Raw genomic sequence first — 25286 nt, forward strand, 5'->3', positions numbered from 1 at the left:
TCCCGTTCCAAGCCCAGTGGAATTTTGGTTTAATTTCTAAGCAGTTCTTGAAGGCTGCGAGCGCCTCACTGTATCGCTCCAAATAATTTAGGGCAATGCCCTTCCCGTTCCAAGCCCAGTGGAATTTTGGTTTAATTTCTAAGCAGTTCTTGAAGGCTGCGAGCGCCTCACTGTATCGCCCCCAATAATTTAGGGTAATGCCCTTCCGGTTCCAGGCGCAGTGGAATTTTGGGTCAATTTCTAAGGCTTTATCGTAGGCTGCTATCGCCTCTTCATACTGCTCTAATTTTGCTAGTTCCAATCCTCGATTGTACCAATATTTTTCTCTTTTTTGATTATCTGCTGAATAACTCAAATTTTAGCCTCCTAACAATGAGTAACAATATTGGCAACCAATGAATCATCCACGAAATTCGGATTCAAAATCTTCCCAGCCCACAATTGCCTACCAATATTCCAAGCAACTTCACTAATTGTCCCGCAATTTATCTCACCCAGCCGCACCATTCGCCCACCCAATTCTAAACTCGTTTCCGGGGATACCAGCAACCTTTATCCAAACTCTTGCAGCCAGTTTTCCCACTCAGCATCTTGGATTTTGCAGGCGATTAAAAAGCCTTTAATATCGCCCCGACTCCAGCCTTGTTCAACACCCTCTAACAGTTGCAAAAATTTCTGTTCGTATTCCCCAAAAGTGCGAATCGGAGTTGGCTTTGGCGGTGGGGGTGCTGGTTTGCGGAAATGTCGCTGAATTTGCCGCCACAGGTTGAGGATTCTTTGCCAAATTTGTCGGAACATTGGCTGGGTGGGTGAGATATTGCTGGAGATTGTAGCAGATTTTGGGGTTGAATGTACGTTGCGTTAGGGGCGGGTTTTACGAATAATATATAACGATGACCCACAATCTATAAAAACCCGCCCCCACCCACGGTAAATCTGAATGTACATTTCGATTGTTTGTTGGGTTGGGCGGGTTTTTGAGATTGTTTTTTTCAGGCGATTATGGTTGGTAAAATCCGCCCTTACGATCGCACAAATTATACGATCGCGAATCAACGAGACATGATATTAGAGAACTCGATAATTCATTCGTGTATCCGTGTCGTGCCTTCTTCCTTACCCTAAAAAGAAATAATCAAGTAACCATTCAGGAACTTAGCACCAGTAACAGATTTCCCAGTTAGCGCCGGAGGCAGCAAAATATTGCGCCGCTGATCGCCTGCTTCGATCGTCACTTCCGGCCCCGATTGAATCAATTTAATTTCTTTCTTGTCAAACCCAGGCAAAAACAAACTAACTTGACGCTGTGCAATGTTTATGTTAATCGGTTTAGGAGCTTTTGCGGCCTCCGAAAAATCTGGCAAAGCATCAATTAGCGGCTGCCAATTATTATCACTGTGCGACGGAACCGAAACAGCCGTCAAAGGATCAAAATCGGCAGTAATAGCTTCTGTAACCGGTGCTTGATTGACAATGACACCGCCCACAGTCAAGCCAACTTGTTGAGAACTTCCCCAAAGATAGCGGGCAGTTGCGATCGCACTTGCATCTCCAGTCGTCACCAAAAAAGCCGCCGTGCGGTTCGGATCTGCCAGCGCTTCCTTACCCTTATCCAAAAGATTATCGACTTGCTTAGTAGATTGAAAAGCATTATCCCCAGACAAATCCACAGTCAACACGGTACTGACAACCGGTTGAATAAAAGGTGAAAGCGCTTTCCCCAAATCCGAATCTACCAAAGCTTGGCGGAACCTGCGGATGTACCAACTCAGAATTTCCGGCATTCCCAGCATCCGCAGCGTATCCATGCCGCCATTGCCGTCATAAACAATTACATCGTATTGTTTGCTGTCCTCGTATTCCCGAAGTTCGTTCAACGCCAGCGCGCTGTCCATTCCCGGTAAAACCCCTAATTCTTGACCGTAAATCTGCTTGAAAAACGGAGTGCGGACATATTGAGCTTCTAGTTGTTTAACTTCGTCCCACCTGCGTTCTAGCAGGGGCGCGCTTTGCACCTGAACTGCTTTGAGGTTGGGGGCGATTTCCTGGGGGTTGAGAGTTAGGGGAGCCCCTAGCAGGATGCCCAATGCAGGGCCCGGATCTTGGCCGAGCAGCAGAACTCGCTTGCCTTGAGCCGCGTATTTTTTAGCTGTTGCGATCGCGATCGTACTGCGGCCAGTGCCGCCTTTGCCCAAAAATGTCAAAATCAAAGCCATTTTCTGTTCTCACTGCCAAAGCTTACTCTTTAACATTTAAGCGCAACCTTCAGCCAGAGTGGGGGAGGGCGGAGAGTGGAGGAAGAGGAGAGTCGGCGAGTGGGAGAGTGGGAGAGGGGAAGAATTGGGAAAATTTTTCCTCTTCCTTCTTCCATCGGACTGACATCCGTTACATCCGTTACATCCGTCGAGCGAATCCGTTGCCGAACTTCCTTCTTCCTTCTACATCTGTTAAACGGGTTCTAGCTCATCTTCAAAGAACCAAGTCGCAAAACCGTCAAACTTGACAACCACGCCTACTCCGCTACCGTCAACCATTCTGAATCCGTCAACAGTGCCTACTGGATTCTCCTTTATCTTGCCCACTATATTTGCAGGTATCCGATCTCTGAGACGGCGCACCTTCACTCTCTGACCTACTTCTATTGCCACTGAAATTGTTCTCCTGCTCTATATAACCTATATACAACCGTTTATTTTACAGTTTGGCGTCTACTTCGGAACAGCAACACCAGCAGGCGATCGCTCGCTATGATTTTCCATCGAAATTTCCACCAACTTTCCCTAAAAAACGGTATTCTAGTCGGAGTTTGTCGATCGTCTACCCGGATTCGCTTGGGTTTGCCTCATCAGCTTCCACAGCGGCCAGCTCAACTTCCAGAGTCTCCCGCACCACGGAGATAATTATTTTTTATCCCTTCGCAAAAACAATCTTTTTATTAATTGCCACAACTACAGGATTTATTTCCAATTAGTCATCCTTCCGGCAGAAGCCAAAAGACATTCAGAAGCAGTAATTAAATTTAGGTTTGCTATATATAAATCTTGTATTTCTAACGTTGACATCGGCTAAGATTAATGCTGTAAAGCACTTGGAGTCTAGCTTGCAAAATTTTCCGAATGTCAGATTGTAGGAAACGGTCATGTTGTAACGGTTTACTACAATCTGACAATAAAAAAAAGATTTAATGGTAAGATTTCAGGCTGAGAAAGTTTATTTGTGCTGCTGTGTTAGGGCATAAAAAGTGGAACGATTGCCGGATTTAGGGTGTCTGATACAGGAAAGGAAGTCTAGAAACTTCAATATGACAAAATTGAAATTATGAATAAAATTTTTACCTGTGGGCGCTCGACCCAAATTCCGCTCCTAAGTTTGTCCTTAGCTGTGTTAGTCTGTCTGCCGCTTGGTCGTGCGACGATCGCCAGTCCGCTCTCTCCATCCCCCACACAGCCGTCGAACGCTACTAAAATTATCTCAGTCGATCAACCGCCAGCACTGCCAACCGGCTCAAACTCTCCAAAAAATCCGGCAACAGTGGCGGCGAATCCATCCCCAGCAGAGACGATAAACGCCCAGGGAACAGCGGCCGCGCGATCGCTCGAAATAGAAGAAATTCGGGGTACAGTCAGCTTTAAAGGGCGGCCAGCGGTCGTGGGCGATCGGCTACTCGCCCCCGGAGACGATATCATCACCGGCCCCAATTCCACAGCCCGTTTAGGCATCGACAATAACGTTGGCACCGTGGAAGTTGGCGAAAAAACCGCAGTCAGAATATCCAATTTGTCAAGCAGTGCAGGTGGCGAAAAAGACACAGCCATTTTTGTCAGCAGGGGGCGAGTCAGGTTGTCGATCGGCAAAACTGCTGCGACAACTCCCGCAGCCACCACCTCAACAATTATCCCGCCGAACCAAATAGTCGCCCTCAATACCTTCAGCGGACTTGGCAAATCCAGTCAAATTGCCCAACAAAAAAAGTCTGCCAAAACCGCCCCAGTCAGGGTTGAAACCCCAGAAGGCGTTGCTGGAGTTCGCGGCACCTCCTTTGGCGTCAGCGTCGGTGGCGGCAAAACCGCAGTCGAAACAATTGAAGGTGCAGTCGTAGTATCAGACAGCGCCGACTCAGAAGTAATTGTCAACAGCGGCAACTCCACGACAATTTTCCCTCAAACCTCGCCCGTGACGCCCTCAGCGAGCCCTCGCCTAGCTCAACTCAAAGTCCGCAGGTTGTTGAGACTCAGCGCCAATATCTATAGCCTCAGTGGTCAAATTAACCCGATCGACACAGTTTATGTCCACAACGAAGAGATTAAGATCGATCGAAATGGCAACTTCAAAATCCAAGGAATTTTACCTCCAAGTCGCCGCCTCAAAATCGTAGTGCGAGGCCCGTCAGTCACAGAAAGGCATTACAGCTTCGCAGTTCGCTAAACAACCTATCGTCGCGAGTAATGTACGCGGGCAGTCTCTGAGGACGTGAGTTAGATCCTATAGTCCTATCAGGGTTGATTATTTTGTGTAGGTGCGAAGGATTTTGCGGTGAATCTCGGTAGTCAAAATCAATAAATTTTGCCCCCACCCTTCGCCCTTACGGTATTGTAAAACTTCATGACTCTCACTCCTATCGAAGTTCGGACTCGAATGTCAATGATTGCGTCAAATTAATTGCATGAAGTTCAAAGAATGGATTGATCATATCAAACAGAATAAACTGCTCGGGCTCCGGCAACATATAACCACAAATCCTCCCTGGGTCACAGGGGTAGTAGTAGGTATAATGTCTGTAGCCATGCTACAATTTGGAATGTGGAAACCTCTTGAATATTTGGGATACAAAACGCTATTTCAAATTCGAGAATCGGGAATTTTGCCCAATCCCGGATGGGATGAGAGAATTGTGGTAATTGCGATCGAACGGCATTCCTTGCAGGAATACGGTCAATTTCCTTGGCCTCGTAACCGCTATGCCCAACTGCTAGAAGCACTGAAAAAATCTCCCCCCACAGCCGTTGGTTTTGACATTCTTTTCCTCGATCCAAGTCCGAAAGATGATATTTTAGCCGTTGCAATCGCCGCCAACGGCAAAGTTGTACTCCCTAGAACCCTTAAAGAAGAACCAGTAGCATCTTTAAAAGCAGCCGCCGCAGGTGTCGGCCACATCAGCCAAGAAGCCGATAGCGACGGTATTAGCCGGGAGTCAAAAATCTTTCTCAACGGGATTCCTAATTTCGGTTTAGCAATGACTCACAGGTACAATGCTGCTAATCCCCAAGATCCAGTATTGCTCCCACAGTCCAAAAATAAGCAGGAAAAAAAAGTCTGGGTTAACTGGCCTGGGAAAACTGAAAATCTACCTACCTATGCTTTTGTTGATGTCGTAGAAGGTAGAATTCCCGCAGATGCTCTGAGTAATAAGTTAGTTTTAGTGGGCATAGTTGCTACTGGTTTAGACCCGATATCTTCACCTCTCAACAAGACTACGGCGGGAGTTTATTTATATGCAGCATTGGTTGACAATTTGCTCAATCAACGCTTGCTGCAGCGGCTGCCGGTACTCCTAGAAATTTTGTTATTGTTGGGGATTGGCCCCCTTACCGCCTTGGTTTTGGGCAACCGAGGTGTTAAAGAGAGAATGGCGATCGCTCTCGGTTTGCCTATAATTTGGATTGGGGCTGCCGCTTTGTTATTTGGCTTCTTTTTTTGGTGGGTTCCGATTGCCGCACCTATCGGCACCCTCATTTTATCTAGCACTGCTTTGCAACTGCGGGAACAGTACGAAAAGCAGCAGTTGATGAGGTTATTTGAAAAGCACGTCGCTCCGGAGACAGCTCAGCTTATTTGGGAACGCAAAGCTGAGATATTTGAACAGGGAGAACTCGAACCTCAAGAACTTACAGCAACGGTGCTGTTTATGGATATTCGTAGTTTTACTTCGATTTCCGAAAAAATGCGACCGCGAGATTTACTCACCTGGTTGAACAATTATTTGGAAGCGATGACTAACTGTATTATGGATCACGGCGGCGTTGTAGATAAATACATCGGTGATGCAATTATGGCAGTTTTTGGGGTGCCTTTTTGCCATACTGAATATCGAGAAATTCAACAAGATGCTTTGAATGCAGTTGCGGCTTGTATTGCGATGCACGAACGGCTGCACCAACTTAATCAGCAGCTTAGAAGTGAACGCAAACCTTTAATTAAGTTTGGCATCGGTTTGCATACCGGACAGTTAGTTGCGGGCAGCGTGGGCGGTTCCCGGCGCTTGAATTATTCTGTGATCGGCGATGCTGTCAATGTTGCTGCTAGATTGGAGGCGATGAATAAGGAAATTGTTTCTGACAGTCCTTTTAATTTATTGGTGACGGCGAGGACTTTTGCTTATGTGCGCGATCGCTACGAAGGCCAAAAAGTAGGCTCGATTCAATTGCGCGGTAAAAAAGAAGAGACTGTGGTTTATGCTATTTTGGGCGAAAAGCATTAGTTATTGGGCATGGGGCATGGGGCATGGGGCATTGGTTCATGACTTACGTATCAAAACCAAGGAAACCGGGTTTTTGGCAGTTTATGCCAGCATTCACGAAATATTCTCGCAAAAAACCCCCGTGGTTGAGTGAAGTCGAAATCCTGACCCCCCGTGCGTAATTCCTAATCTAATCAAATACGCTCAGTCGCAGAGTTTTAGCTATTTTTTCTAACAGAAATAAGCTACCGATAGAATTTCCGTCTTTATCCAAAGGCGGACTGTAAAAGCCGATCGCACCTTGACCCGGAATTACCGAAACCATTGCCCCGCTAACTCCCGACTTAGCAGGCAGTCCCACCCGCAGCGCAAAGCGGGCCGATGCTTCATACAAACCGCAAGTTGCCATCAGCGCTGTGACAGTACGGGAGTTTTCCCCCATTGCTCGATCGCCACTCTTTACCAAAACCATCCCCAGCTTAGCTAAATCGTCCACAGTTCCCGACAAACAGCACACGCGATTGTAGGTTTCTAAAGCAATTTCTGAGTTTTGAACATAACCCGATTCTACCATTTTCAAGGCGAGATTCCAATTGTTTTGATTGGGATTTGTCTTCACTGAATCGAGCATTAACTCGTCAACAAATAACTGACTGCTTGCCTGTTGATTCAGCCAATCGAGCAAGTTTTGACAGCGTGCCACAGCATTTTGACCGGGAATCAAAGACGCTAGGGCGATCGCCCCGCTATTAATCATCGGATTTCTCGGCTTCCCTTGGTCTATTTCGAGTTGAGTTAGGGAATTGAAAGGTAGTTCCGAAGGCTCACAGCCAACGCAGTCAAAAACCGTTTTTTCGCCCAATTCGCACAGCAAATAAAGCAGCACAAAGGGCTTGACTACACTCATCAGCGGGAATGTTTGAGCAATGCTACCCCAGCTCATAATTTGACCATCAATTGCCCGAATTTGCACGGCAAGCCTTTGTCGATCGGCTTGCGCTAAAAGAGGTATGTACGCAGGGATTCGACCAGATTTACTGCGATTAATTGCCTCTTTTGCCCAAGCTGCTAGTTGTTCCGGTTGCAAGGAAGATAGTTGACTGGTGGATATTTTCACTGTCGATTATTTAGATTATTTGAGATTTTAGATAGGCATTCCTAGGGCGATGTTGAGCCATAAACCCGGTTTATTAACCGAATTGCGTCACTTGGGCTCTCTGCTGGCAGAAACCGGGTTTCTTAGGCGAGATAAGGCAAGCTCATAATTTGATGAAATTTTTGTGTGGTGTCCCGCCTGCCTGAAAAATACAACGCAAGATGCCCGACAGCTTATTTAAGGCTGTTGACCTTTGGGCCCGCCGGGAGCAAATAAATTTATTGACAATTTTTCATAAAAAAACCTGTATTTTGCATAAAAACCTCCCCTTCACCCAGATAGGTAATTAGCAGCTTCAAGGCAACGCTGCTAGCCAAAACAAACAAGCACTAGCTGGAAATGCCTTCAGATTCTGATGTCTAAGCTCCAGCAAGGGGCGGCGTGCATATTTAACTTAATTCTTTCAGAGTTCGCCAAATCCTGTCCGGAAAACCCCCGAACCTTTAAGAATGTACTATCCAACCGAATCTACCAAAATCAGGATAAAAAAATGACAGAAGCGAAAGCAGAAGCACCAAAGCCCGCTCCCATGATTTTTAAGGGTGTGTGCAACGACGGGGTTCTCAAGGGCAAAGAAATTGAAGGCAAACTAGATATCAAAGTCAACGTTGAATCTGTCAAAACCCCTGAAGCAAAGCCCACAAAATCCCAGTGGGAGCCCGTTATCTTTTGGGTATTGTTTGCAGTCATGGCAAACTTGATTGTCGGTGACCCCGCCGGAATGAGAAAAAAATACAGCTCCCCACAAAGGTCTCATTCTCATCAGATTTTAAACCAATCTGGGGAGCAGTCGCTGTTGGCTAAGAAAAACACCAGCAACTTGCCACTTTAGGCCCTGGGAGCCTGCCAGCCGCGCAAATAGTAATAGAAAGACCCGAAATATTCATCGAATACTCGCGTCGTAGTTACCAAAGCTTCTGCACTAGGCAAAAAATCTCCCGCGTCTAAGCGGAGTCTACTGGATCTCCCTCCTGAGGTGGGTTGAAAAGTGTAGAAGTCGGTAGCCCTAGGAATCACCTGGATTCCCATATTCGCAAAAGCGAGGCTGGCACGGCGCATCTGAATCGCAGATGTTACCAGGATGACTTTGCGCGGGGCGCCACGGCTGTCGAGTATCTTTCTCACCTCTTCAGCGCTGGTGCGTATGTTGCTGCCGTTATTGTCGAGAACGATACTGCTGCGCGGCACGCCCATGTTGTTTGCCAGCAAAGTCTCAATATCCTTAGCTTCACCAACATAACCCTCCAACTCGTCTCTCGGGCCAGCGGTAACGATGACCATCGGTGCGAGTTGTTTTCTGTACAAAACGGCAGCATAGGGCAGGCGATTGCCTGTATCTGTCAGTTGAATCGCTACTCGGTTGGGGATGTGAGGCTGAGTGGTTCCCTTGCCCAGCAGAACAATCGCCGCTGCGGTTTCGTCGCAGCAAACTGTGCGGACGGCTGCGGCGGCGTCCCGTTCTGCTTGCTCGGCGAACCAGTAAGCGACAACTGGCATACTCGAAAGGATCAAAACTAGCAGGGCTGCCAAGATCATTCTCGGGGCCGGGTTGCGGATGCCCCCGTTCGTGATCAGCGCCGATGCAATCACCAACAGCGTGATTGAAAAACCCAGCGGCTTAAAGAAGAAGGCTATGAGCCCGAAAATCGCTGCTCCGACCGGGGTGTCTGGTGCAAAAAAAGCTAGGATCAAAAGGCTGATCAGCAGCAAAACGCGCAGCCGATCTAATAAAGGATTGTCTTTGCCCCCTGATTGATCCCACCACGATTTGATCAGTGAGAACAGGAGGAATAGAAATAGAATGCGAGCTAACAGTTCTGGCATCTTGCAATATTCTGTGTCTTCATAAATTAGTACAGAAGTTTTGGAAACGATCGCGAATTTAGCTGCGGGAGGAAATACGGTAATCGGTGGGTTTTTAACTTTCGCCAATAACGCAGCCCGATCGCATTTATCCTAATGCTCGCTTCCGGTCAGCTATCAACTATTGGCTGCAGGGTGAAGCCCGCTACTTCCAGTCACAGATTGCTGACAGTTAATTGGTAATTGATAACTGGTAATGGTTGATTGATAATTGGTAATGAATCCAACACGCCGCAGGTGAAATTGGCAATTCAACTCTGCTTTCTGCTGCCTGCTTTTTGTCCCCATTACCTGTTACCCATTCACCAATCCCAATTTATCGGCGCTTCAGTTGATTCCGAATTGCCTGCGTTACCGTTTGAATTACTTTAACACGAGCATAATACTTGTTATCGGCCGCAATTAGCGTCCAAGGAGCAAGCGGCGTGCTGGTGCGGTGAATCATTTGATTCACCGCCACTTCATAATAATTCCACTTTTCCCGATTTCGCCAATCTTCCTCGGTGAGTTTGTATTGTTTAAAGGGATTGTTTTGCCGCTCTGTAAACCGCTTTAGTTGCTCGTCAGGACTGATGTGCAGCCAGAATTTAACTAAGACACAACCGAAACTGGTGAGTTGCTCCTCAAATTCGTTGATTTCCTGATAAGCTCGGCGCCATTCGGGTTCGGTGGCAAATCCTTCGACTCGCTCGACCAGCACTCTACCATACCAACTGCGATCGCAAATGCTGATTTTACCAGCCGTTGGCAGCCGTCGCCAGAACCGCCAGAGGTAGTGATGCGCTTTTTCTTCGTCTGTCGGGGCCCCAAAGGCATTAACGGTGTAACTGCGGGGGTCTAATACGTCCGTCAAGCGTTTGATTGCTCCTCCTTTACCGGCGGCGTCCCAACCTTCAAACAGCACTAATACAGGGATTTCCTCTTCGTAAATGCTTTGTTGCAGTTTGCCAAAACGGGTTTGTTGTTCGCGAAGTTGCTGTTTGTATTCGTCGGGCGACAGCGATTGAGTTAAATCTACTTGGGCGAGCACGTCAGGTTCGGTGGGTTGCAAGCTTTCTTGAGGCGGCAATTTCACGGGTGCAGATTGCATCGGCAGTCTGTCTAAGGCTTCTGTAATTGTCGCTGCCATTTGCGTTAAAACTTTGACTCTGGCCCACCGCTGACAATCGCCTTCTACTAGCGTCCAAGGTGCCGGGCCCGTGCCGGTTTGGGCTACCATTTCTTCGGCAAAAGTTGTGTATTCTTGGTATTTTTTGGCTTGTTTCCAATCTTCGGGCCGCACTCGCCAAGCTTGTAAGGTGTCGTCTTCTAGTTTTTTGAGCCGATGCTTGAGCTCTTTTTTGCTGAGGTGAATCCAAAATTTGGCAATTGCTGCGCCGTCATCTACCATCTGCCGCTCGAAGGCGTTGATTTGCCTGATGGCTGTCGGTACTTCTGCCTCGGAGATTCGATCGAACAATCGGTCTTCTAAAACATGAGTGTACCAACTGTGGTAGAAAAAACCAATTTTGCCGCGGGCAGGGAGTTTCTGCCAAAACCGCCACAGGAAAGGATAGCCCATTTCTGCATCGGACGGCGGCCAAATTGGGTGGACGGCAAACCCCCGCGGGTCCATATACCCCACCATTTGTTTGACTAAAGCACCTTTGCCAGCGGCGGCCCAACCTTCGAGGACGATAATTGCGGGCAATTTTTTTTCCCTGCAGGCCAGTTGGAGCGATCGCAACTGTTGCATTAAAACTTCTATCTTGGCATCGTAGGTTTCTTTATCTAGGGAAATGTTTAAATCCAGGTTGTCAAGCATATTTACCTTCTACCAATCCGCAATCTAGTTTAATGTTAGTTTAAGGTTGGGATAAATCCACCTAAAATCCGGTAAAAAAGTGATTAAAACTACTGTTACGGTCGGTTAAAACTGCGATGCTTCTGCCCTCAAAAACCTGTTCCAGTCCATACTAACAAAACTCGCCTCACCTCAAACTTGCAAAAAAAAACAGCTCAGGTTATAGTTGAGATAGGGAACTTTTAAATAAGTTCAAATTCTCCCCTCACCCGTTTGGGCGAGTTAACAGGAGGAGCAAGAAATCCCTGAGAAAGGATTTATTGTAAAAAAGAGCAAAAGTAAAAATCAACTACCCAGTGGGGGTGAAAACTTCTTTACTTAGCTGTTGAAACTTGATTCAAACAATAGTTACTTAAGCATCAAGCTTGGTAACGAAAGAGAGCGCGACTCATCGACATCCAGCCATAAACTCACCTACAAAATTAGCCCCAAAGGGCAAAACAATTTTTATGATTGCTTAATTAGATAAAACCTGAAAGCCTGGGTGATATAAACAGGTTTCTGAGTTTTATCGACACCACAATAAATCTGCATTACATCCGCGTTTATCCGCGTTCATCTGCGGTTAATCATCAAAAACTCGGAGTTTTGTAAGAAATTAACTGTACTTGTTTGCCAAGACCACTTAAGAGGAACAGTCCGAAATTACGGATTGCAAGTTTTCTATGAATATCTTAACAACACGCTCCTACAAGGGCGAAACTGACTGGTGCGCGATCGCAAATTTGATCGATGCTTGCGAAGCCGTAGATAGACTCGGCGAAGAAGTCTCAGCAACTGAACTCAAGCTAATACTTGATGCCCCCAAACTCGACAAAGCCCGCGACGTGCAATTGTGGGAAGATGGTAATTACAAACTAATCGGTTTAGCACTGCTAGATATGCCCGATTCGCCAGAGGAAATCGACGCTTGTCTCTGGTTTTACGTGCATCCAAACCTGCGCGGCGCAGGTTGGGAAAAAGATATCATTAAATGGGGCGAAAAGCGGCTGGGCGAAGTCGCGAAAGAACTGAATTTGCCTGCAAAATTGCGTACATACAGCCGTGAGGACCAAACCGATGAGATGCGGCTGTTAGAAAAACAAGGCTTTGAGGTCGATCGCTATTTTTGGACAATGACCCGATCCCTCGCCGAACCGATTCCCGCGCCGGAATTTCCTGCAGATTTTGCATTGACTCACGTATCGGGAGAACAAGACATCCAACCCTGGGTAGAGATGTTCAACCAGTCATTTATAGATCACTGGAATCACCACGATTTAACTGCGGAAACCGTGCGTTATTGGATGCAAGATCCGAATTATCAGCCGGAATTAGACTTGATTGCTGTTTCGGGCGATCGTAAATTTGCTGCTTTCTGCGACTGTCAAATCAAACCCCCAAAAAACGCCCGCAGCGGCACAAAAGACGGCTGGATTGAATTGTTGGGTACGCGGCGCGATTTTCGGAAAATGGGTTTAGGAAAAGCGATGCTATTAGCTGGTTTGCATAAGTTGAAAGCAGCGGGTGCAAACACAGCTAAACTCAGCGTCGATGCTGACAGTTTGACGGGGGCGACAAAGCTTTACAAATCAGTGGGTTTCCGCCCGATGGAAACTTGGATCGAGTGGGCTAAGACAGTTTAGAAAAAGGTTGGTACTGAAGGCGAGAATCCCGACTGCTGAAAGAAGCCGGGGTTCTCAAGTGCGATTTTGGGTCAAGTGCGATCACTCTTTTGGATCGAATGGGCGATCGCTCTTTTGGATCGAATGGGCGATCGTACTTTTCTTCCTTCCCTAAATCAGCCGAAAATTCGCCGATGTAATCGAATTGGCACTCACTCCAATCATCACACCTAACTCCTCTCCTGTCAAGACATTTTTGATGAGAGTTCCCTGAGTATTTTGAGTTATTTCTAACTGACCAAAGCTTAAACCTCCGCTTAATCCAATCAAATCTTGACCCCCGGTAAAATCAGCGATTATGTCAAATCCTTGACCAGCTTTTAACACAAAGATATCATTGCCGCTACCACCAATCAAACTATCATTACCCAAGTCTCCGTAAATGATATCATCACCTTTTCCGCCCAGGAGAGTATCGTTATCTTCGCCTCCGTAAATAGTATCATTTCCTTCACACCCTCCCACGATATCTGCTCCTTCGTCACCACTGATTAAATCATTACCTTCACCGCCGCAGATAGTATCCGAACCCTGGTTTCCAAACAGGTAGTCATCACCTTGACTACCAAGCATTATGTCGTTACCTTTACTTCCCAATAAAGTATCATCATCCTTGCCACCATCGATGAAGTCATCATTTTTATTCCCATAAATGATGTCATTACCTTCGCTGCCATTTAGGGAGTCATTGCCTTTGCCACCGTTGCTCAAATCATTGCCGAACTCGCCAACAATGATATCGTTTCCTTCATCTCCAAATAGGATGTCGTCATCTTTGGCACCGCTGATAAAATCATTGCCTTTATTGCCGTTTAATATGTCGCTGCTGTCGCCACCATATAAGTTATCATCCCCGGATTTGCCATCGAATATATTGCCGTTGTTGCTGCCGAAAAATCGATCGTTTTTGGCAGTGCCTATTTGAAGTGGCGATTCACCGAGTATGGTGTTTTCAAATGTATTGGGTTGGCTTAAGTTAGGATAGGCAATGTCATCGCAGATGCAGTCATCGTTGGGGATGTTGTTAGTTGTTGGTGTTGGTGTTTCTGATGGTGTCGGTGTCGGTGTTGGCACATTAACACTAAAATTACCCAAGCTGCTAACAGCAGCAAAATTACCAACAGCATCTTTTACCTGCGATGCTTGTAAACTTACCGTGTAAGTATCATTATCAAAAGTGTCCCAACTTCCCCCGGGAGGAATAAACGAATAAGTTGCTGGCCGAGGCGTACCATTACTATTAGTATCAATACTGACAAAAGTAGCAGAAATAGCGCCACCAGACCAATTAATAAAAACCTCAGAATTATCTAAAGTGCTAACATCTACTCCACTGCTATCATCAGTAAAAATAACTGTCAATATCTGACTTGTACCACCCGCTGTAGTAATGTTAGAAATTGCACCCAAGCTAGCAGTAGGTGCGGTAAGATCAGCAGTGCGAGTTAGTTGAGTCGCTGCGGTATTGTTATTACCAGCGGTATCCGTAGCTTTGGCTGCTGGAATATCGACAGTGACATTACCATCAGCAGTAGGTGTAACGGTAAAAGTATAATTGCTGCCGCTACCTGCAAAACCGCTAACAGTACCGTTACTAACATTAACGCCACTTTCACTAAATCCTGTAACGGTTTCGCTGAAAGTTGCTGTGACTAAAAATGGTGCGTTTGTAGTGGTTGCGGATGTTGATGTTAAGGCAACTGTGGGTGCGGTGATATCAGCAGTGCGAGTTAGTTGAGTCGCTGCGGTATTGTTATTACCAGCGGTATCCGTAGCTTTGGCTGCAGGGACATCAACGGTGACATTACCACTAGCAGTAGGTGTAACGGTAAAAGTATAATTGCTGCCGCTACCTGCAAAACCGCTAACAGTGCCATTAGTAACATTAACGCCGCTTTCACTAAATCCTGTGACGTTTTCGCTGAAATTTGCTGTGACTAAAAATGGTGCGTTTGTGGTTGTTGCGGAAGTTGATGTTAAGGCAACTATAGGTACAATTGTGTCTACAATTATGGCTTTGGTATCCGCTAAAGATTGTCCCGCAGGAATAGTTAAGGTGGCATTATTGCCAGCAGCATCTTTTAAGGTTGCATCTCCCCCTAAAGTTATGCCTGTTGAGTTGAAATCAATGCTATTTTGTCCGGTTGCGGGAGTATAAGTGCCGACAGCAGATGTACCCGTAAAAGGTGTAAGAGTGACAGCCCCACCTGTGTCTAAGACGACTGTCATGTTACCGCCTGCTAAAGTAACTGCTTCGCTGAAGTTGACGGTGACGTTGATGTTGCCAGAAGTGCCATAACTGCCGTCAGTGGTGGTAGAGGTGACGCTGGTGATGGTTGGTGCAACAGTGTCAATAACGATGGCTTTGCTACCGCCGAGGGAGTTGGCGGAGGCGGTAGTGGGGAGGGTTAAGATGGCATCAAAGGCTGTAGCAACAGTTTCTTTAATTGTGCCGCCGTTGAGGGTGAGCGCATTTGTGGCGAGGTATTCTAAGTCACCGGATGTGTCTCCCGCTTGGACTACATAGTTGAAGGTGAGGGCTGTACCGCCACTACCAGAGGCGTAGTTGGCAAAAGAGTCAGTTGTGCCTGTTTCTAGTTGCAGTTGCGGTGTGCCGGTGACGGTGACAGCAGCATCGAAGGTGACGGTGATATTGATAGTAGAACCTACACCGTAGCTACCGTCAGCAGTGGTGGCGGTGACAGCAGTAACTTTTGGTGTGGTGTTGAGCAGGATGGAGGCGTTGTCCCTGAAAAAATTCGTCGTTGCTAAGTCTGGTTTCCCGTCCAAGTTGATGTCCCCGATGCTGACGGAGTTGGGGAAACTGCCAGTAGGAAAGTCTACTTTGGGGGCGAAAGTGGGGGTGGTGGCTCCGGTGGCGGTGGTGTTGAGCAGGAGCGAGGCGTTGTCGCTGTTGCGGTTAGCCACAGCTAAGTCTGGTTTCCCGTCCAAGTTGAAGTCGCCGATGCTGACGGAGCTGGGGAAACTGCCAGTAGGAAAGTCTACTTTGCTGGCGAAAGTGGGGGTGGTGGCTCCGGTGGTAGTAGTGTTAAGCAGGATCGAGGCGGTGTTGCTTAACACGTTCGTCACAGCTAAGTCTGGTTTCCCGTCCAAGTTGAAGTCGCCGATGCTCAGGGAGTTGGGGCCATCGCCAGTAGGGAAGTCTACTTTGGTGGCGAAAGTGGGGGCGAGGGTTCCGGTGGTAGTAGTGTTAAGCAGGATCGAGGCGGTGTTGCTTAACACGTCCGTCACAGCTAAGTCTGGTTTCCCGTCCAAGTTGAAGTCGCCGATGCTCAGGGAGTTGGGGTAATTGCCAGTAGGGAAGTCTACTTTGGTGGCGAAAGTGGGGGTGGTGGCTCCGGTGGTAGTAGTGTTAAGCAGGATCGAGGCGTTGTTGCTGTTCACCACAGCTAAGTCTGGTTTCCCGTCCAAGTTGATGTCGCCGATGCTCAGGGGGCCGGGGTAATTGCCAGTAGGGAAGTCTACTTTGGTGGCGAAAGTGGGGGTGGTGGCTCCGGTCGTAGTAGTGTTGAGCAGGATCGAGGCGTTGTCGCTGTTGCCGTTAGCCACAGCTAAGTCTGGTTTCCCGTCGCCGTTGATGTCGCCGATGCTGACGGACAAGAAGTAACTGGCAGTAGGGAAGTCTACTTTGTGGGCGAAAGAGGTGGTGGTGGCTCCGGTCGTAGTAGTGTTGAGCAGGATCGAGGCGGTGCTGCTGTAGTTGCTGTTGAGGATCGCCACAGCTAAGTCTGGTTTCCCGTCGCCGTTGATGTCGCCGATGCTGACGGAGCGGGCGCCATACTGGGGCAAGGGGGTAACTAGCACGCCGCTGTAGGTTTTGAGGGTGGTTTCTGTGAGGGCCAGTTTGGGCTTTTGGGGGGATGGGGGGATGAGTTGAGCGATGTCCCAGTTACCGCCTAATTTGCTGTTACCTGTGGTAGTGGGGTTGGCGGCGATGTTTGCGCCTGTGAGTTGGTGGAGTTGAGTGAGGAATTGGTGGCCTCTGTCTCCGGCTGCTACGTTACATCCATACAATATGATGCTGGCGTTCGCAGTAAGCCTGTTTCGCCACTGTTGCAACTGTTGGGTGTAGTTTTGGATGTTGCTGCTGTTTAGTTCTTTTTTACCTAAGTACAGGCTGCCGGCGCTACCGTGTGTGATGATGTGTAGGGCTTCGATGCCTGTATGCTGAGCTAGGAGTGTGGTGATTTGCTCTAGGGCATCAGGCTGGCTTTCGAGGATGTAGGTTGCTGTGCCCGGTTTGATGCCAGAGGCTATGTGGTTGCTGTCGGGTACTGTGGGGTCAAGGATGACTATTTCCCTTGGCTTGTTGCTAAAGCAGCCAACCAAGGGAAGAAAAAAATTTTTGTGGGGGTTAATTTTAACTAGAGTTTTCATCTGCTTTTCGTTTCAGTAGAATGCCTTGTTGTTGAGCTGCAAAGGCTCTGTAGCCGGATTTGAGTTAGGAGGCGGTAATTCTACCAGGTGGCAGATGACACGCTAGATTTTTAACTACTAGAAATTTAGCAGGGTTCGAGTGTACTGTCAGTGGTTGAGCTTATTCTTTACAAAGCCTTTATATTTTTCGGGTGATTTTAAAGAATTATAAAAAGTCGAAGTCGGGGCGAGTTTATGAGATTATTGATTTTAGGCAATTATGGTTGGTAAAATCCGCCCCTGGTATCTGTTAAAGAGGTAGATAGCAATTTGACGTGTTCGTGGGGGCTGGTTTACGAAATTGTGGGTTTTAGGCAATTATTGTCTGTAAAAGCCACCCCTACGTTTTGGATATATAATATACAGATTTTCCCGATTTTATGAATAACGATCGCACAAATTTCAATACCGTCTCCGAACACGAGATTTTTGGCGATCGCGATTTTCCATCTTGGTTAACTCAACAACAAATCAGCCTCGCTTGCACCACCTATCAAACCAGCAGGTTGATGTTAATCGGTGCTGTCCCAGAAACTAACAGAATCTTGGCTTTTTGGCGAATATTCGATCGCGCAATGGGGCTTTTCTGCACGCCGGAACGCCTTTATTTAAGTTCAAAATATCAACTCTGGCAATTAGATAATGTCTTAGAAGCCGGTAAATTATACCAAGGATACGATAAATTATATATACCAAGAATCGGCTATACTACAGGAGATATCGACATTCACGATATCGCAGTTGATAAAAATAATCAAATCATTTTTATTAGCACTTTGTTTAATTGTATTGCTACAGTGAGCGATCGCCACAGTTGCAAACCTCTCTGGAAACCGCAATTTATCTCACAATACATCAACGAAGACCGCTGTCACCTCAACGGTTTGGCGATGGTGGCTGGGGAGGCGAAATATGTCACAGCATCGAGTCAGTCGGATGTGGTGGATGGTTGGCGCGATCGCCGAAAAAATGGCGGTGTAGTTATTGATATTGAATCAAATGATATTATCGTCACAGGATTGTCAATGCCGCATTCACCCCGCTGGTATCAAGACAAATTGTGGCTGCTGAATTCGGGGCGGGGAGAATTGGGTTATGTGGATTTAGAAACAGGGAAATTTGAGGCAATTACGTTTTGTCCGGGATATGTCCGAGGACTAGCATTTTGGCAAAATTGGGCAATTGTTGGACTCTCGAAACCTCGTGGTGGTGACAATACTTTTAGCGGTTTAGAATTGGATGAGTTATTGGTAGCAAAGGATGCTGAGCCTCGGTGTGGTATGATGGCGATCGATTTGACTACCGGGGCGATCGTTCACTGGTTGCGGTTTGAAGGAATTGTCACAGAACTGTATGATGTGCAGGTGATTCCAGCAGTGCAAAAGCCGATGGCGTTGGGTTTTCAAACGGATGAAATTGCTCAGTTAATTACTTTGGAACTTTAACGGCAGAGGGTGGCGGATGTACGCTAATGAACGCAGATTAAGATGCAGTTTGTTTGGTGACTTCGACATAAATATGTTCTAACCGCACCGGATACCGAGCGATTGAGTCAATAGAAATCCCGTCGAACAGCAAAATAATCTCTTTTAATTCTAAACGTTCCGGCAGCCAAAAAGCTAAATCGCTACCGTAGCGGCGGGGGATGAAACTGTATTTTTTAGCGCGGGCGATGACTTCAGCTTCTTCGTCGGTTTTTACCACGATAATTTCTTGAGCCGGAATCAGTTTTTGCAACTCTTCTAAACTACCTTCAGCTACAATACTGCCATTTTTCAGAATCCCAATTTTCTGACAAAGACGCTCAGCTTCATCCAACAAGTGAGTTGTCAGCAAAATTGTAATTCCTTCCGATTGCAATCGCTGAATCAACTGCCAAATTTCATAGCGGGTCTCAATATCTAAACCCGTTGTCGGTTCATCTAAAATTACTAATTTAGGCTGGTGTATCAAAGCCACCGCAATATTCAAACGGCGCTGCATTCCTCCGCTCAAAGTTTCTACTGGGCTTGTAGCTCTATCTGTCAAATTTACTGCTTTCAAACAGTGTCTTACTTGATAGCGTCGCTGCTTGCGCTCTAAGCCGTAAATTTGAGCAAAAAAGTTGAGGTTTTCCTCACAGCTAAGGCTTTTGTAAAGCAAATTTTCTTGAGGCGCTACCCCTATTAATAATTTAGTAGCTTCGGAAACCGGTTCGCCATTAATAAAAACTTTGCCGCTGTCGGCATTTAACAAATTGCATAAAATATTGATAGTTGTAGTTTTGCCCGCCCCGTTTGGCCCCAGCAAACCGTAAATTTCTCCCGAGTGAATGTGCAGTGTTAAATCTCGAAGCACTGAACGTTCGCCGTAAGACTTATTTAGCTTTTCTATTTGCAGCACTGCTTTAATTCTCCGTATTATTTTATATATTTACGGTTGTTTCTGACTGATTAAACTGCAGAGAGCGCAGAGGGCGCTGAGTCTCCAGAAGAGAGAGATGAATAATTACGACCTAATGAGATAGTTTTAAAGTCTTCTTTCTACTCTCAACATCCGCCGATAAGACAGCCATCCGGCTACTATCATTAAAACAGCAAAGATGCACAAAAACCCGAAGTGTTCGGCAATATCAGCCAAATCTTTGCCGTCAGCCCACACGCCCATCAGCGCTTCGTTCATGTGATAAATTGGATTGTACTGGGCAAGTTCCAGCAGACTTTTGGGAAACAGTGAAGTCGGCAAAAATGCACCTCCTAAAATCAACAAAGGAACGCCGAAAGCTGCTACTAGGGAGTTGACATCCTCAGTGCGCCTCGCAAACTGGGTGCCGAGAATAAAGCCTACACCTACATAAGATACAATACTGAGCAGAATAATCGCACATCCTAGCAGAAGAGAGCCTTGGAATTGGGCTCCTAAAAAAGAGGCGATCGTGTATACTAAAATTACCTGACCGATGCCGATGCAACTATGAGCCAGGAAAATTCCTAAAAAGTAGGAAGTGCCGCTCAGCGGGGAAATAAACAAGCGTTTGAGGGTATGCTGTTCTCGCTCTGCTACTACTGTTGCTACGCTACCACCGAGACAGCTAAAAAATAAAGCTGCTCCTACTAAGCTTGCAGGTGCAGCAACTTCAAAGGCTTTTGCTGTGCTGAGGTTAGCGCGTTCTTTTAAAATTAAACCGTTAATTAGCAAGATAGAAACTGGAAAAATACTCCACAATACTAAGCTGCGCCGCCGCCTCCCCAATTCAAGTAAAATCCGCTGTGCTACTGCGAGCGTTTCGTACCAGTATTTCATAGCAAATATATTAGTATTGTTAGAATTGGGAATTGGCGATCGCGCCACCGGATATCATACCATAGAGATGCCAATAAATTGAACTCTCAATAAAAAACCCGCCGGCGCGGGTTTTGTGATTTTAGGGGGATAGGTTTTAACACCAGTAAAAAAAAGCATGGAACTGTAACAAATTCCAAATCCATATCTAATCAGTTATTCCCTATCTAAAATCGAAAATCGTATAACTTATCGCCCTCTGTCGCTGCTCTCAATTAATACTAAAGTTCTTACCTCTGTAGCATCCTTGAAAGGAAGTTAAACTGGTGCGGTTTCTCTGTTCCAATTTAGTCACGAGGGAAGAAGTATTGGTACTTTCAGCGGTAGCATCCCAGTTGTAGATAAAGTCGCCGAGATTGTCTCCCGTTTCTTCGTAGCTTTGCTCTTCTACCGGAATTCCCGAAACTCCTGAAACAGTTTGGTTGTGGTATCCGTTAACAATGATTTTTTCGATTACGGCTCCCGGTTCTGCGGTAATGTTCCATTGCACCGGTTCGTAGGCTGAAAGTGCGAGGATTATTGGCTTGTTTCGGCGTTCTACTTTAACTTCGATCGCACTTTTTGATAAATTTCGGTTCTTGTGATCCGCGTTAGCTTCGTAAACGCCTATTAAATGAAGTTCTTTGTTTCCGCTTGAGGAACCGATATAAGCTGAAAAATCGTCGGAACCGCCAAGCCCGCAGTTGGCGCCAGAACTAATTGGGGAAATAAAAGCAGCTTTTTCTGCTATTTTCTGCTGCACGGCCGGCACTACCCACAATCCGGTTCCGATGCCTAAAGCACCTATCAAAGCAGCCGCGATACCGAAAGGAAGGGCATTTGTGAGGTGGCGAACAACTGGTTTGGTTGTTAGTTGAGATAGGGTTTGCTGCCAAGTTTCACCAGTTTGTCGATCGGCATTCCCGCCATCGAGACAGGCCAATAAACCTAAACTTTCCGGCTGTTCGAGCAGACTTTGAACAGTTTTCCCTTCGCCGACGTAGAGATTTCTAGTTTCGGTGTCTAAAAGCAGCCAGTAGCGATCGCCCTCGCCGAGGTTGTACTCTTGTACCGCAGGATCGACTAAATCGTGCTGCAAAAACACCAGCCAAGCCATATTATTGCCAGTGCCGACTGTTTTGCCGTCGCTGGAAATAAGTTGGTCGATGTCGGGTTCCCAGCGCCAAGCTACCCAACGACTATCTCCTCGATAGCCGAGGGATTTTTCCAGTTGCGGATGAGCGGTTATTTCTAAGCGTTGAACTAAGTTTGACACTAGATGTCCTCCTCAAGTGCGATCGGGTCTAGAGCAATTTTGTTCCAATTTATTAAAACAAATATTTTGCTCATGAAGAGCCTCCGAATAATCGGGTTAATTTTGTCTGGCTAATGTTATCAGCCGATACTTTCCAAACCACACTGGCTTAACAAAAATATGCCTGTTGAATGGTTTAGCGTGAGAACTTGGAGCTGGCGAGCACCCGCCTGGTAATAATTTTAACCTGTGCCGATCGCTAATCCTGTTACGGATTAAAGCTGGCTATTTCTCACTGCTTCTACCTGGTTGTCCAGTTTTGAAAGAGTGCTTGACCGATAGCGTCTACAAGTTCTTAGCTTAACTTTTATTTGGCTACTCTGCTACAAAATATGCCGATCGCACCTGACATTAATATTACGCAGGCAAATAAATATTCCGGCTTTCTCGTGGGTGAAATATCCCTTAAAAAGAGAACGTTTCCGAGAAACCCGGTTGCTGTAAAAGTTCTGACACTTCGCCTATTACTGGCGGGGGCCATCAATCGCATCTCTAGTCGGTGCCACACCTCCGGGGCCAAAGGAACTCGGCGGCACTCTCGGAAGATTGAGATTGGGATTGGGAACTAAATCGCCGTTGCCGCCACCAGCAGTGCCACCCGTGGGAGACGCGCTATTATTGGGACTGGTACTCGGCGAACTTCCCGGATTGAGATTATTCTGATTGGTATTCGGCGAAGTTCCCGGAGTGGCATTATTGGGAGTGATATAGGGCGCACTTCCCGGATTGAGATTATTGGGATTGGTGCTCGGTGAACTTCCCGGATTGGCATTATTGGGAGTACCTGCGGGCGAAGTTCCCGGATTGACATTGTTGGGATTGGTATTGGGCGCAGTTCCCGGATTCTGATTATTCTGATTGGTATTGGGCGCAGTTCCCGGATTCTGATTATTCTGATTGTTGGGATTTGCCGTGCCTGTTGGAGTAGTTATCGGGGTGCCGGCAGCATCTCTGGTGATGGCGTTGGGGTTCGGCGGAGGAGGCGGAGCAGCCCCATTGGGGTTATTTGCAGGAGCATTGGCGGGGTTGCCCGCAACCGGAGCAGGGTTTTGGGGAGCAGCATTGCTGCCGCACAAGCTGACTAAATCAAAAGTTGTGCCGCCTCGGGTTTCGATGAAGCAAACCGGCACATTTACATCGGGGTTTGAAGCTCTGGGAAAATCGGCTGTTCCCGGCATGGGACGGCTAAAGGCAGCTTCAGCCATCAGTGGGGTCAATGCCGCCGATAGAGCGGCGATTGTTCGCAATAATCTCATCAGCGTTTCCTCAAATGTATAATTTTATTTTCTCCAGTATTGCCCATAAATTGCTAAGTGTCGTCACTCTAAAAGCCGATCGATCTTTTTGACAACTGCTTCTACAGGGCCACCGCTGGCTGCAACATCTCGTGAACGCAGAAAATACAGGTAGAAAAAGCCGAAAGTGCAACATTCGCGCATCCGTTGCCCTTCTTCCTTAATATTTTTAGTACCGAATTCGCGGGTCAACGTAAGCGTTCAAAATATCAATTACAATGCTGGCAATTACGACAATTGCCGCAAAAAATACCACAATACCTTGAACAGTTGGATAATCCCGCAAGCTAATAGCTTCGTAAAGGCGATTTGCCAACCCCGGCCAAGAAAAAGTAACCTCTGTTAAAATAGCACCGCCCAACAGTGCAGCAAAAGTCAATCCTAAGACAGTAATCACCGGAATTAGCGCATTTTTCAGAGCGTGAGCCCATAAAATCTGGAATTCTGGAATGCCTCTAGCTCTAGCTGCTTCGACATAATCTGCTTGCAAAGTTTGCTTGAGATTCACTCTGACAATGCGCTCGAAAATGCCGCTCAAAAGAATCCCCAACGTCAAACTTGGAAGTGCCAAATAATGCAAACTTGTGAGAAACTGACCAGGGTTAGCGCTCAGGAGACTGTCAATCGTGTAGAGTCCCGTGTAGCCTTCGGGGGCGGGGAATGTGACGGGAAAGCGAGTTCCCAAAGGAAACCATCCCAACTGCACTGCGAAAATCAACTGCAAAACCATGCCGGCCCAAAAAGCGGGCAGCGAGTAAGTGATAATGCCAAACAAACGGCCTGCAGCATCGAAAATAGTGTTGGGGCGAGATGCTGCCAGGGAACCGATACTGATGCCGACAATTAAAGCTATGGCCATGCTACAAACTGCTAATTCCACTGTAGCGGGGAAATAGTCGCCGATAATTTGCCACACGGTTTGTCCGCGAGTGGTGATGGAGGTTCCCAAGTCGAAGCTCAACAAGTCTTTCATGTATTTGAGATATTGCTGCCACAGGGGTGCGTCGAGGCCGAGTTGAGTTCGCATTGCTTCTTTGGCGCCTGCGGGAGCTCGCGAGCCGAGAATGGCATCTATGGGGTCGCCCGGAGTGGCCCGCAACAATAAAAATACTGCTGTGGTGATTGTCCACAACATTAGCGGTGCGAGGAGCAAGCGGACAATAATATAAGATTGCAGGGCTTTGGAACGAGACATAATATTTAGGAACTGCCAATTGCGAAGTCATTAGTCATTAGCCAGATGTTGAAGACATCAGGCAGATGGAAGGTAGAAGCTGGAAGAAACAGATATTTTATATCTGCGACTTCCGTGCCGCCAATCAGGGGAATTGGGAATTGCGAATAGACAGTTTAGTTGATTTTTGCGAAAAAGTCGATCGACTTTTTCGCAATTGGCGATTTTCCTATTCGCCCAGCAGCGATTCAAAGGCGGCTTGCAAAGACTTGATATCGCCTACTCTGGCTACTAACAAGTTTTCGCTGCCGGCATCCTCCAGCCTGTGCTTCCAATACAGGATGCTATCAGAGTTGTTCATCCAGAAACTAATCACGGTGCCTACAACTCGATCGACATCCCAGCCCCGGTAAGGAGAAACTGTCTCCACGGATGCCACAAACGCATCGAGAGTACACTTCCAGTTTCCCAAGTATTCTACACCCGACTGCTGCTGTTGTTTCAGCAATTCCTGCTGCTGGTTAAAAAATGTTAAAGTTGGAGATACGCCCAGGATTTCAAATGTATAGTTCATGTCATCCTCCAGAAGTATTATTTTGCCAAAATGCCGCTCGTCCAAAAAAGCCAAAAACGCTTTACTTTGCTGGCGTTGATGAAATGCAGATGCTTCAATTATCCTCTTTGTTCGATCGGGATTTTGGCGGATTATCTTATTAATAGCAAATTTTTGAACACCCGATTGTCACAGAATTTACATCTGTCCTGGCACTGTAGAAAAAATT

20 protein-coding genes are annotated in these 25286 nt (G+C 46.8%); 5 read left to right on the top strand and 15 right to left on the bottom strand.

The window, feature by feature from the left end; genetic code table 11:
* The 4 genes from QUB25_RS00605 to petP form a co-directional block, all read right to left on the bottom strand.
* Positions 1-355, bottom strand: a 355-nt coding sequence (locus tag QUB25_RS00605) for a tetratricopeptide repeat protein (RefSeq protein ID WP_333181510.1), incomplete at its 3' end; no start/stop codon positions are given.
* Positions 356-552: 197 nt separating this feature from the next.
* On the bottom strand, positions 553-798 hold the full coding sequence (locus tag QUB25_RS00610; RefSeq protein WP_333181512.1) for a hypothetical protein: 246 nt from the start codon (positions 796-798) through the stop codon (positions 553-555).
* A gap of 323 nt (positions 799-1121) precedes the next feature.
* A complete protein-coding gene (locus QUB25_RS00615) occupies positions 1122-2216 on the bottom strand; it encodes a Get3/ArsA fold putative tail anchor-mediating ATPase NosAFP (RefSeq protein WP_333181513.1) in 1095 nt (364 codons plus the stop codon).
* Between the two features lie 231 nt (positions 2217-2447).
* Complete coding sequence (gene petP, locus QUB25_RS00620; protein ID WP_172186826.1) at positions 2448-2648, bottom strand: cytochrome b6f subunit PetP; 201 nt, start codon at positions 2646-2648, stop codon at positions 2448-2450.
* Between the two features lie 670 nt (positions 2649-3318).
* Here petP and QUB25_RS00625 point away from each other — a divergent pair.
* Both QUB25_RS00625 and QUB25_RS00630 read left to right on the top strand, forming a co-directional pair.
* Complete coding sequence (locus tag QUB25_RS00625; RefSeq protein WP_333181515.1) at positions 3319-4425, top strand: FecR domain-containing protein; 1107 nt, start codon at positions 3319-3321, stop codon at positions 4423-4425.
* Positions 4426-4663: 238 nt separating this feature from the next.
* Entirely contained in the window at positions 4664-6478 is a 1815-nt protein-coding gene (locus tag QUB25_RS00630) for an adenylate/guanylate cyclase domain-containing protein (protein WP_333181517.1), read from the top strand.
* Positions 6479-6647: 169 nt separating this feature from the next.
* Here QUB25_RS00630 and glsA read toward each other — a convergent pair whose 3' ends face one another.
* The gene (gene glsA / locus QUB25_RS00635; RefSeq protein ID WP_333181519.1) at positions 6648-7574 is read right to left on the bottom strand and encodes a glutaminase A; all 927 of its coding nucleotides are present in this window, start codon (positions 7572-7574) and stop codon (positions 6648-6650) included.
* A gap of 529 nt (positions 7575-8103) precedes the next feature.
* Between glsA and QUB25_RS00640 the strand changes: the two genes are divergently transcribed.
* Positions 8104-8445 carry a hypothetical protein gene (locus QUB25_RS00640; protein ID WP_333042600.1) on the top strand — a complete coding sequence of 114 codons (342 nt, stop codon included), beginning with the start codon at positions 8104-8106 and terminating at the stop codon, positions 8443-8445.
* On the opposite strand, the gene QUB25_RS00645 is transcribed toward QUB25_RS00640, so the two are convergent.
* Entirely contained in the window at positions 8442-9545 is a 1104-nt protein-coding gene (locus QUB25_RS00645; protein WP_333181521.1) for a YdcF family protein, read from the bottom strand. The two genes, QUB25_RS00640 and QUB25_RS00645, sit on opposite strands and share 4 nt — an antisense overlap.
* A gap of 247 nt (positions 9546-9792) precedes the next feature.
* Positions 9793-11280 (bottom strand): polyphosphate:AMP phosphotransferase, encoded by a 1488-nt coding sequence (pap, locus tag QUB25_RS00650; protein ID WP_333181523.1) that lies wholly within the window; start codon positions 11278-11280, stop codon positions 9793-9795.
* 704 nt (positions 11281-11984) lie between these two features.
* On the opposite strand from pap, the gene QUB25_RS00655 reads away from it, so the two are divergent.
* Complete coding sequence (locus tag QUB25_RS00655; RefSeq protein WP_333181525.1) at positions 11985-12944, top strand: GNAT family N-acetyltransferase; 960 nt, start codon at positions 11985-11987, stop codon at positions 12942-12944.
* A gap of 150 nt (positions 12945-13094) precedes the next feature.
* Here the strand turns inward: QUB25_RS00655 and QUB25_RS00660 are convergent, their stop codons facing one another.
* Positions 13095-17381: a DUF4347 domain-containing protein gene (locus QUB25_RS00660; protein WP_333181527.1), complete on the bottom strand. Its 4287-nt coding sequence runs from the start codon at positions 17379-17381 to the stop codon at positions 13095-13097.
* A 419-nt stretch (positions 17382-17800) separates the two neighbouring features.
* Here QUB25_RS00660 and QUB25_RS00665 point away from each other — a divergent pair, with 419 nt between their 5' ends.
* Positions 17801-18865, top strand: coding sequence for a TIGR03032 family protein (locus tag QUB25_RS00665; RefSeq protein ID WP_333181528.1), 1065 nt, complete (start codon positions 17801-17803; stop codon positions 18863-18865).
* A 37-nt stretch (positions 18866-18902) separates the two neighbouring features.
* On the opposite strand, the gene QUB25_RS00670 is transcribed toward QUB25_RS00665, so the two are convergent.
* The 7 genes from QUB25_RS00670 to QUB25_RS00700 all read right to left on the bottom strand — a co-directional run bounded on the left by QUB25_RS00670 (position 18903) and on the right by QUB25_RS00700 (position 25078).
* Positions 18903-19802, bottom strand: coding sequence for an ABC transporter ATP-binding protein (locus tag QUB25_RS00670; protein ID WP_333181530.1), 900 nt, complete (start codon positions 19800-19802; stop codon positions 18903-18905).
* A 126-nt stretch (positions 19803-19928) separates the two neighbouring features.
* On the bottom strand, positions 19929-20702 hold the full coding sequence (locus tag QUB25_RS00675) for an ABC transporter permease (protein WP_333181532.1): 774 nt from the start codon (positions 20700-20702) through the stop codon (positions 19929-19931).
* A gap of 250 nt (positions 20703-20952) precedes the next feature.
* The gene (locus QUB25_RS00680) at positions 20953-21996 is read right to left on the bottom strand and encodes a hypothetical protein (RefSeq protein WP_333181534.1); all 1044 of its coding nucleotides are present in this window, start codon (positions 21994-21996) and stop codon (positions 20953-20955) included.
* A 503-nt stretch (positions 21997-22499) separates the two neighbouring features.
* Positions 22500-23291, bottom strand: coding sequence for a hypothetical protein (locus QUB25_RS00685; RefSeq protein ID WP_333181536.1), 792 nt, complete (start codon positions 23289-23291; stop codon positions 22500-22502).
* Between the two features lie 63 nt (positions 23292-23354).
* A complete protein-coding gene (locus QUB25_RS00690) occupies positions 23355-23522 on the bottom strand; it encodes a hypothetical protein (protein WP_333181537.1) in 168 nt (55 codons plus the stop codon).
* Entirely contained in the window at positions 23500-24525 is a 1026-nt protein-coding gene (locus QUB25_RS00695) for an ABC transporter permease (protein ID WP_333181540.1), read from the bottom strand. Before QUB25_RS00695 ends, QUB25_RS00690 begins: the two co-directional genes overlap by 23 nt.
* 208 nt (positions 24526-24733) lie before the next feature.
* The gene (locus tag QUB25_RS00700; RefSeq protein ID WP_333181541.1) at positions 24734-25078 is read right to left on the bottom strand and encodes a hypothetical protein; all 345 of its coding nucleotides are present in this window, start codon (positions 25076-25078) and stop codon (positions 24734-24736) included.
* Positions 25079-25286: the final 208 nt, after the last annotated feature.

Origin of the sequence: Microcoleus sp. B3-D7, from assembly GCF_036705305.1 — a bacterium.
Lineage (GTDB): Bacteria > Cyanobacteriota > Cyanobacteriia > Cyanobacteriales > Microcoleaceae > Microcoleus.

Coding starts and splice junctions, on each gene's coding strand:
- QUB25_RS00610 (WP_333181512.1), bottom strand. CDS start 798: ATGTTCCGACAAATTTGGCAAAGAATCCTCAACCTGTGGCGGCAAATT.
- QUB25_RS00615 (WP_333181513.1), bottom strand. CDS start 2,216: ATGGCTTTGATTTTGACATTTTTGGGCAAAGGCGGCACTGGCCGCAGT.
- QUB25_RS00625 (WP_333181515.1), top strand. CDS start 3,319: ATGAATAAAATTTTTACCTGTGGGCGCTCGACCCAAATTCCGCTCCTA.
- QUB25_RS00630 (WP_333181517.1), top strand. CDS start 4,664: ATGAAGTTCAAAGAATGGATTGATCATATCAAACAGAATAAACTGCTC.
- QUB25_RS00640 (WP_333042600.1), top strand. CDS start 8,104: ATGACAGAAGCGAAAGCAGAAGCACCAAAGCCCGCTCCCATGATTTTT.
- pap (WP_333181523.1), bottom strand. CDS start 11,280: ATGCTTGACAACCTGGATTTAAACATTTCCCTAGATAAAGAAACCTAC.
- QUB25_RS00655 (WP_333181525.1), top strand. CDS start 11,985: ATGAATATCTTAACAACACGCTCCTACAAGGGCGAAACTGACTGGTGC.
- QUB25_RS00660 (WP_333181527.1), bottom strand. CDS start 17,381: ATGAAAACTCTAGTTAAAATTAACCCCCACAAAAATTTTTTTCTTCCC.
- QUB25_RS00665 (WP_333181528.1), top strand. CDS start 17,801: ATGAATAACGATCGCACAAATTTCAATACCGTCTCCGAACACGAGATT.
- QUB25_RS00675 (WP_333181532.1), bottom strand. CDS start 20,702: ATGAAATACTGGTACGAAACGCTCGCAGTAGCACAGCGGATTTTACTT.
- QUB25_RS00685 (WP_333181536.1), bottom strand. CDS start 23,291: ATGAGATTATTGCGAACAATCGCCGCTCTATCGGCGGCATTGACCCCA.
- QUB25_RS00695 (WP_333181540.1), bottom strand. CDS start 24,525: ATGTCTCGTTCCAAAGCCCTGCAATCTTATATTATTGTCCGCTTGCTC.
- QUB25_RS00700 (WP_333181541.1), bottom strand. CDS start 25,078: ATGAACTATACATTTGAAATCCTGGGCGTATCTCCAACTTTAACATTT.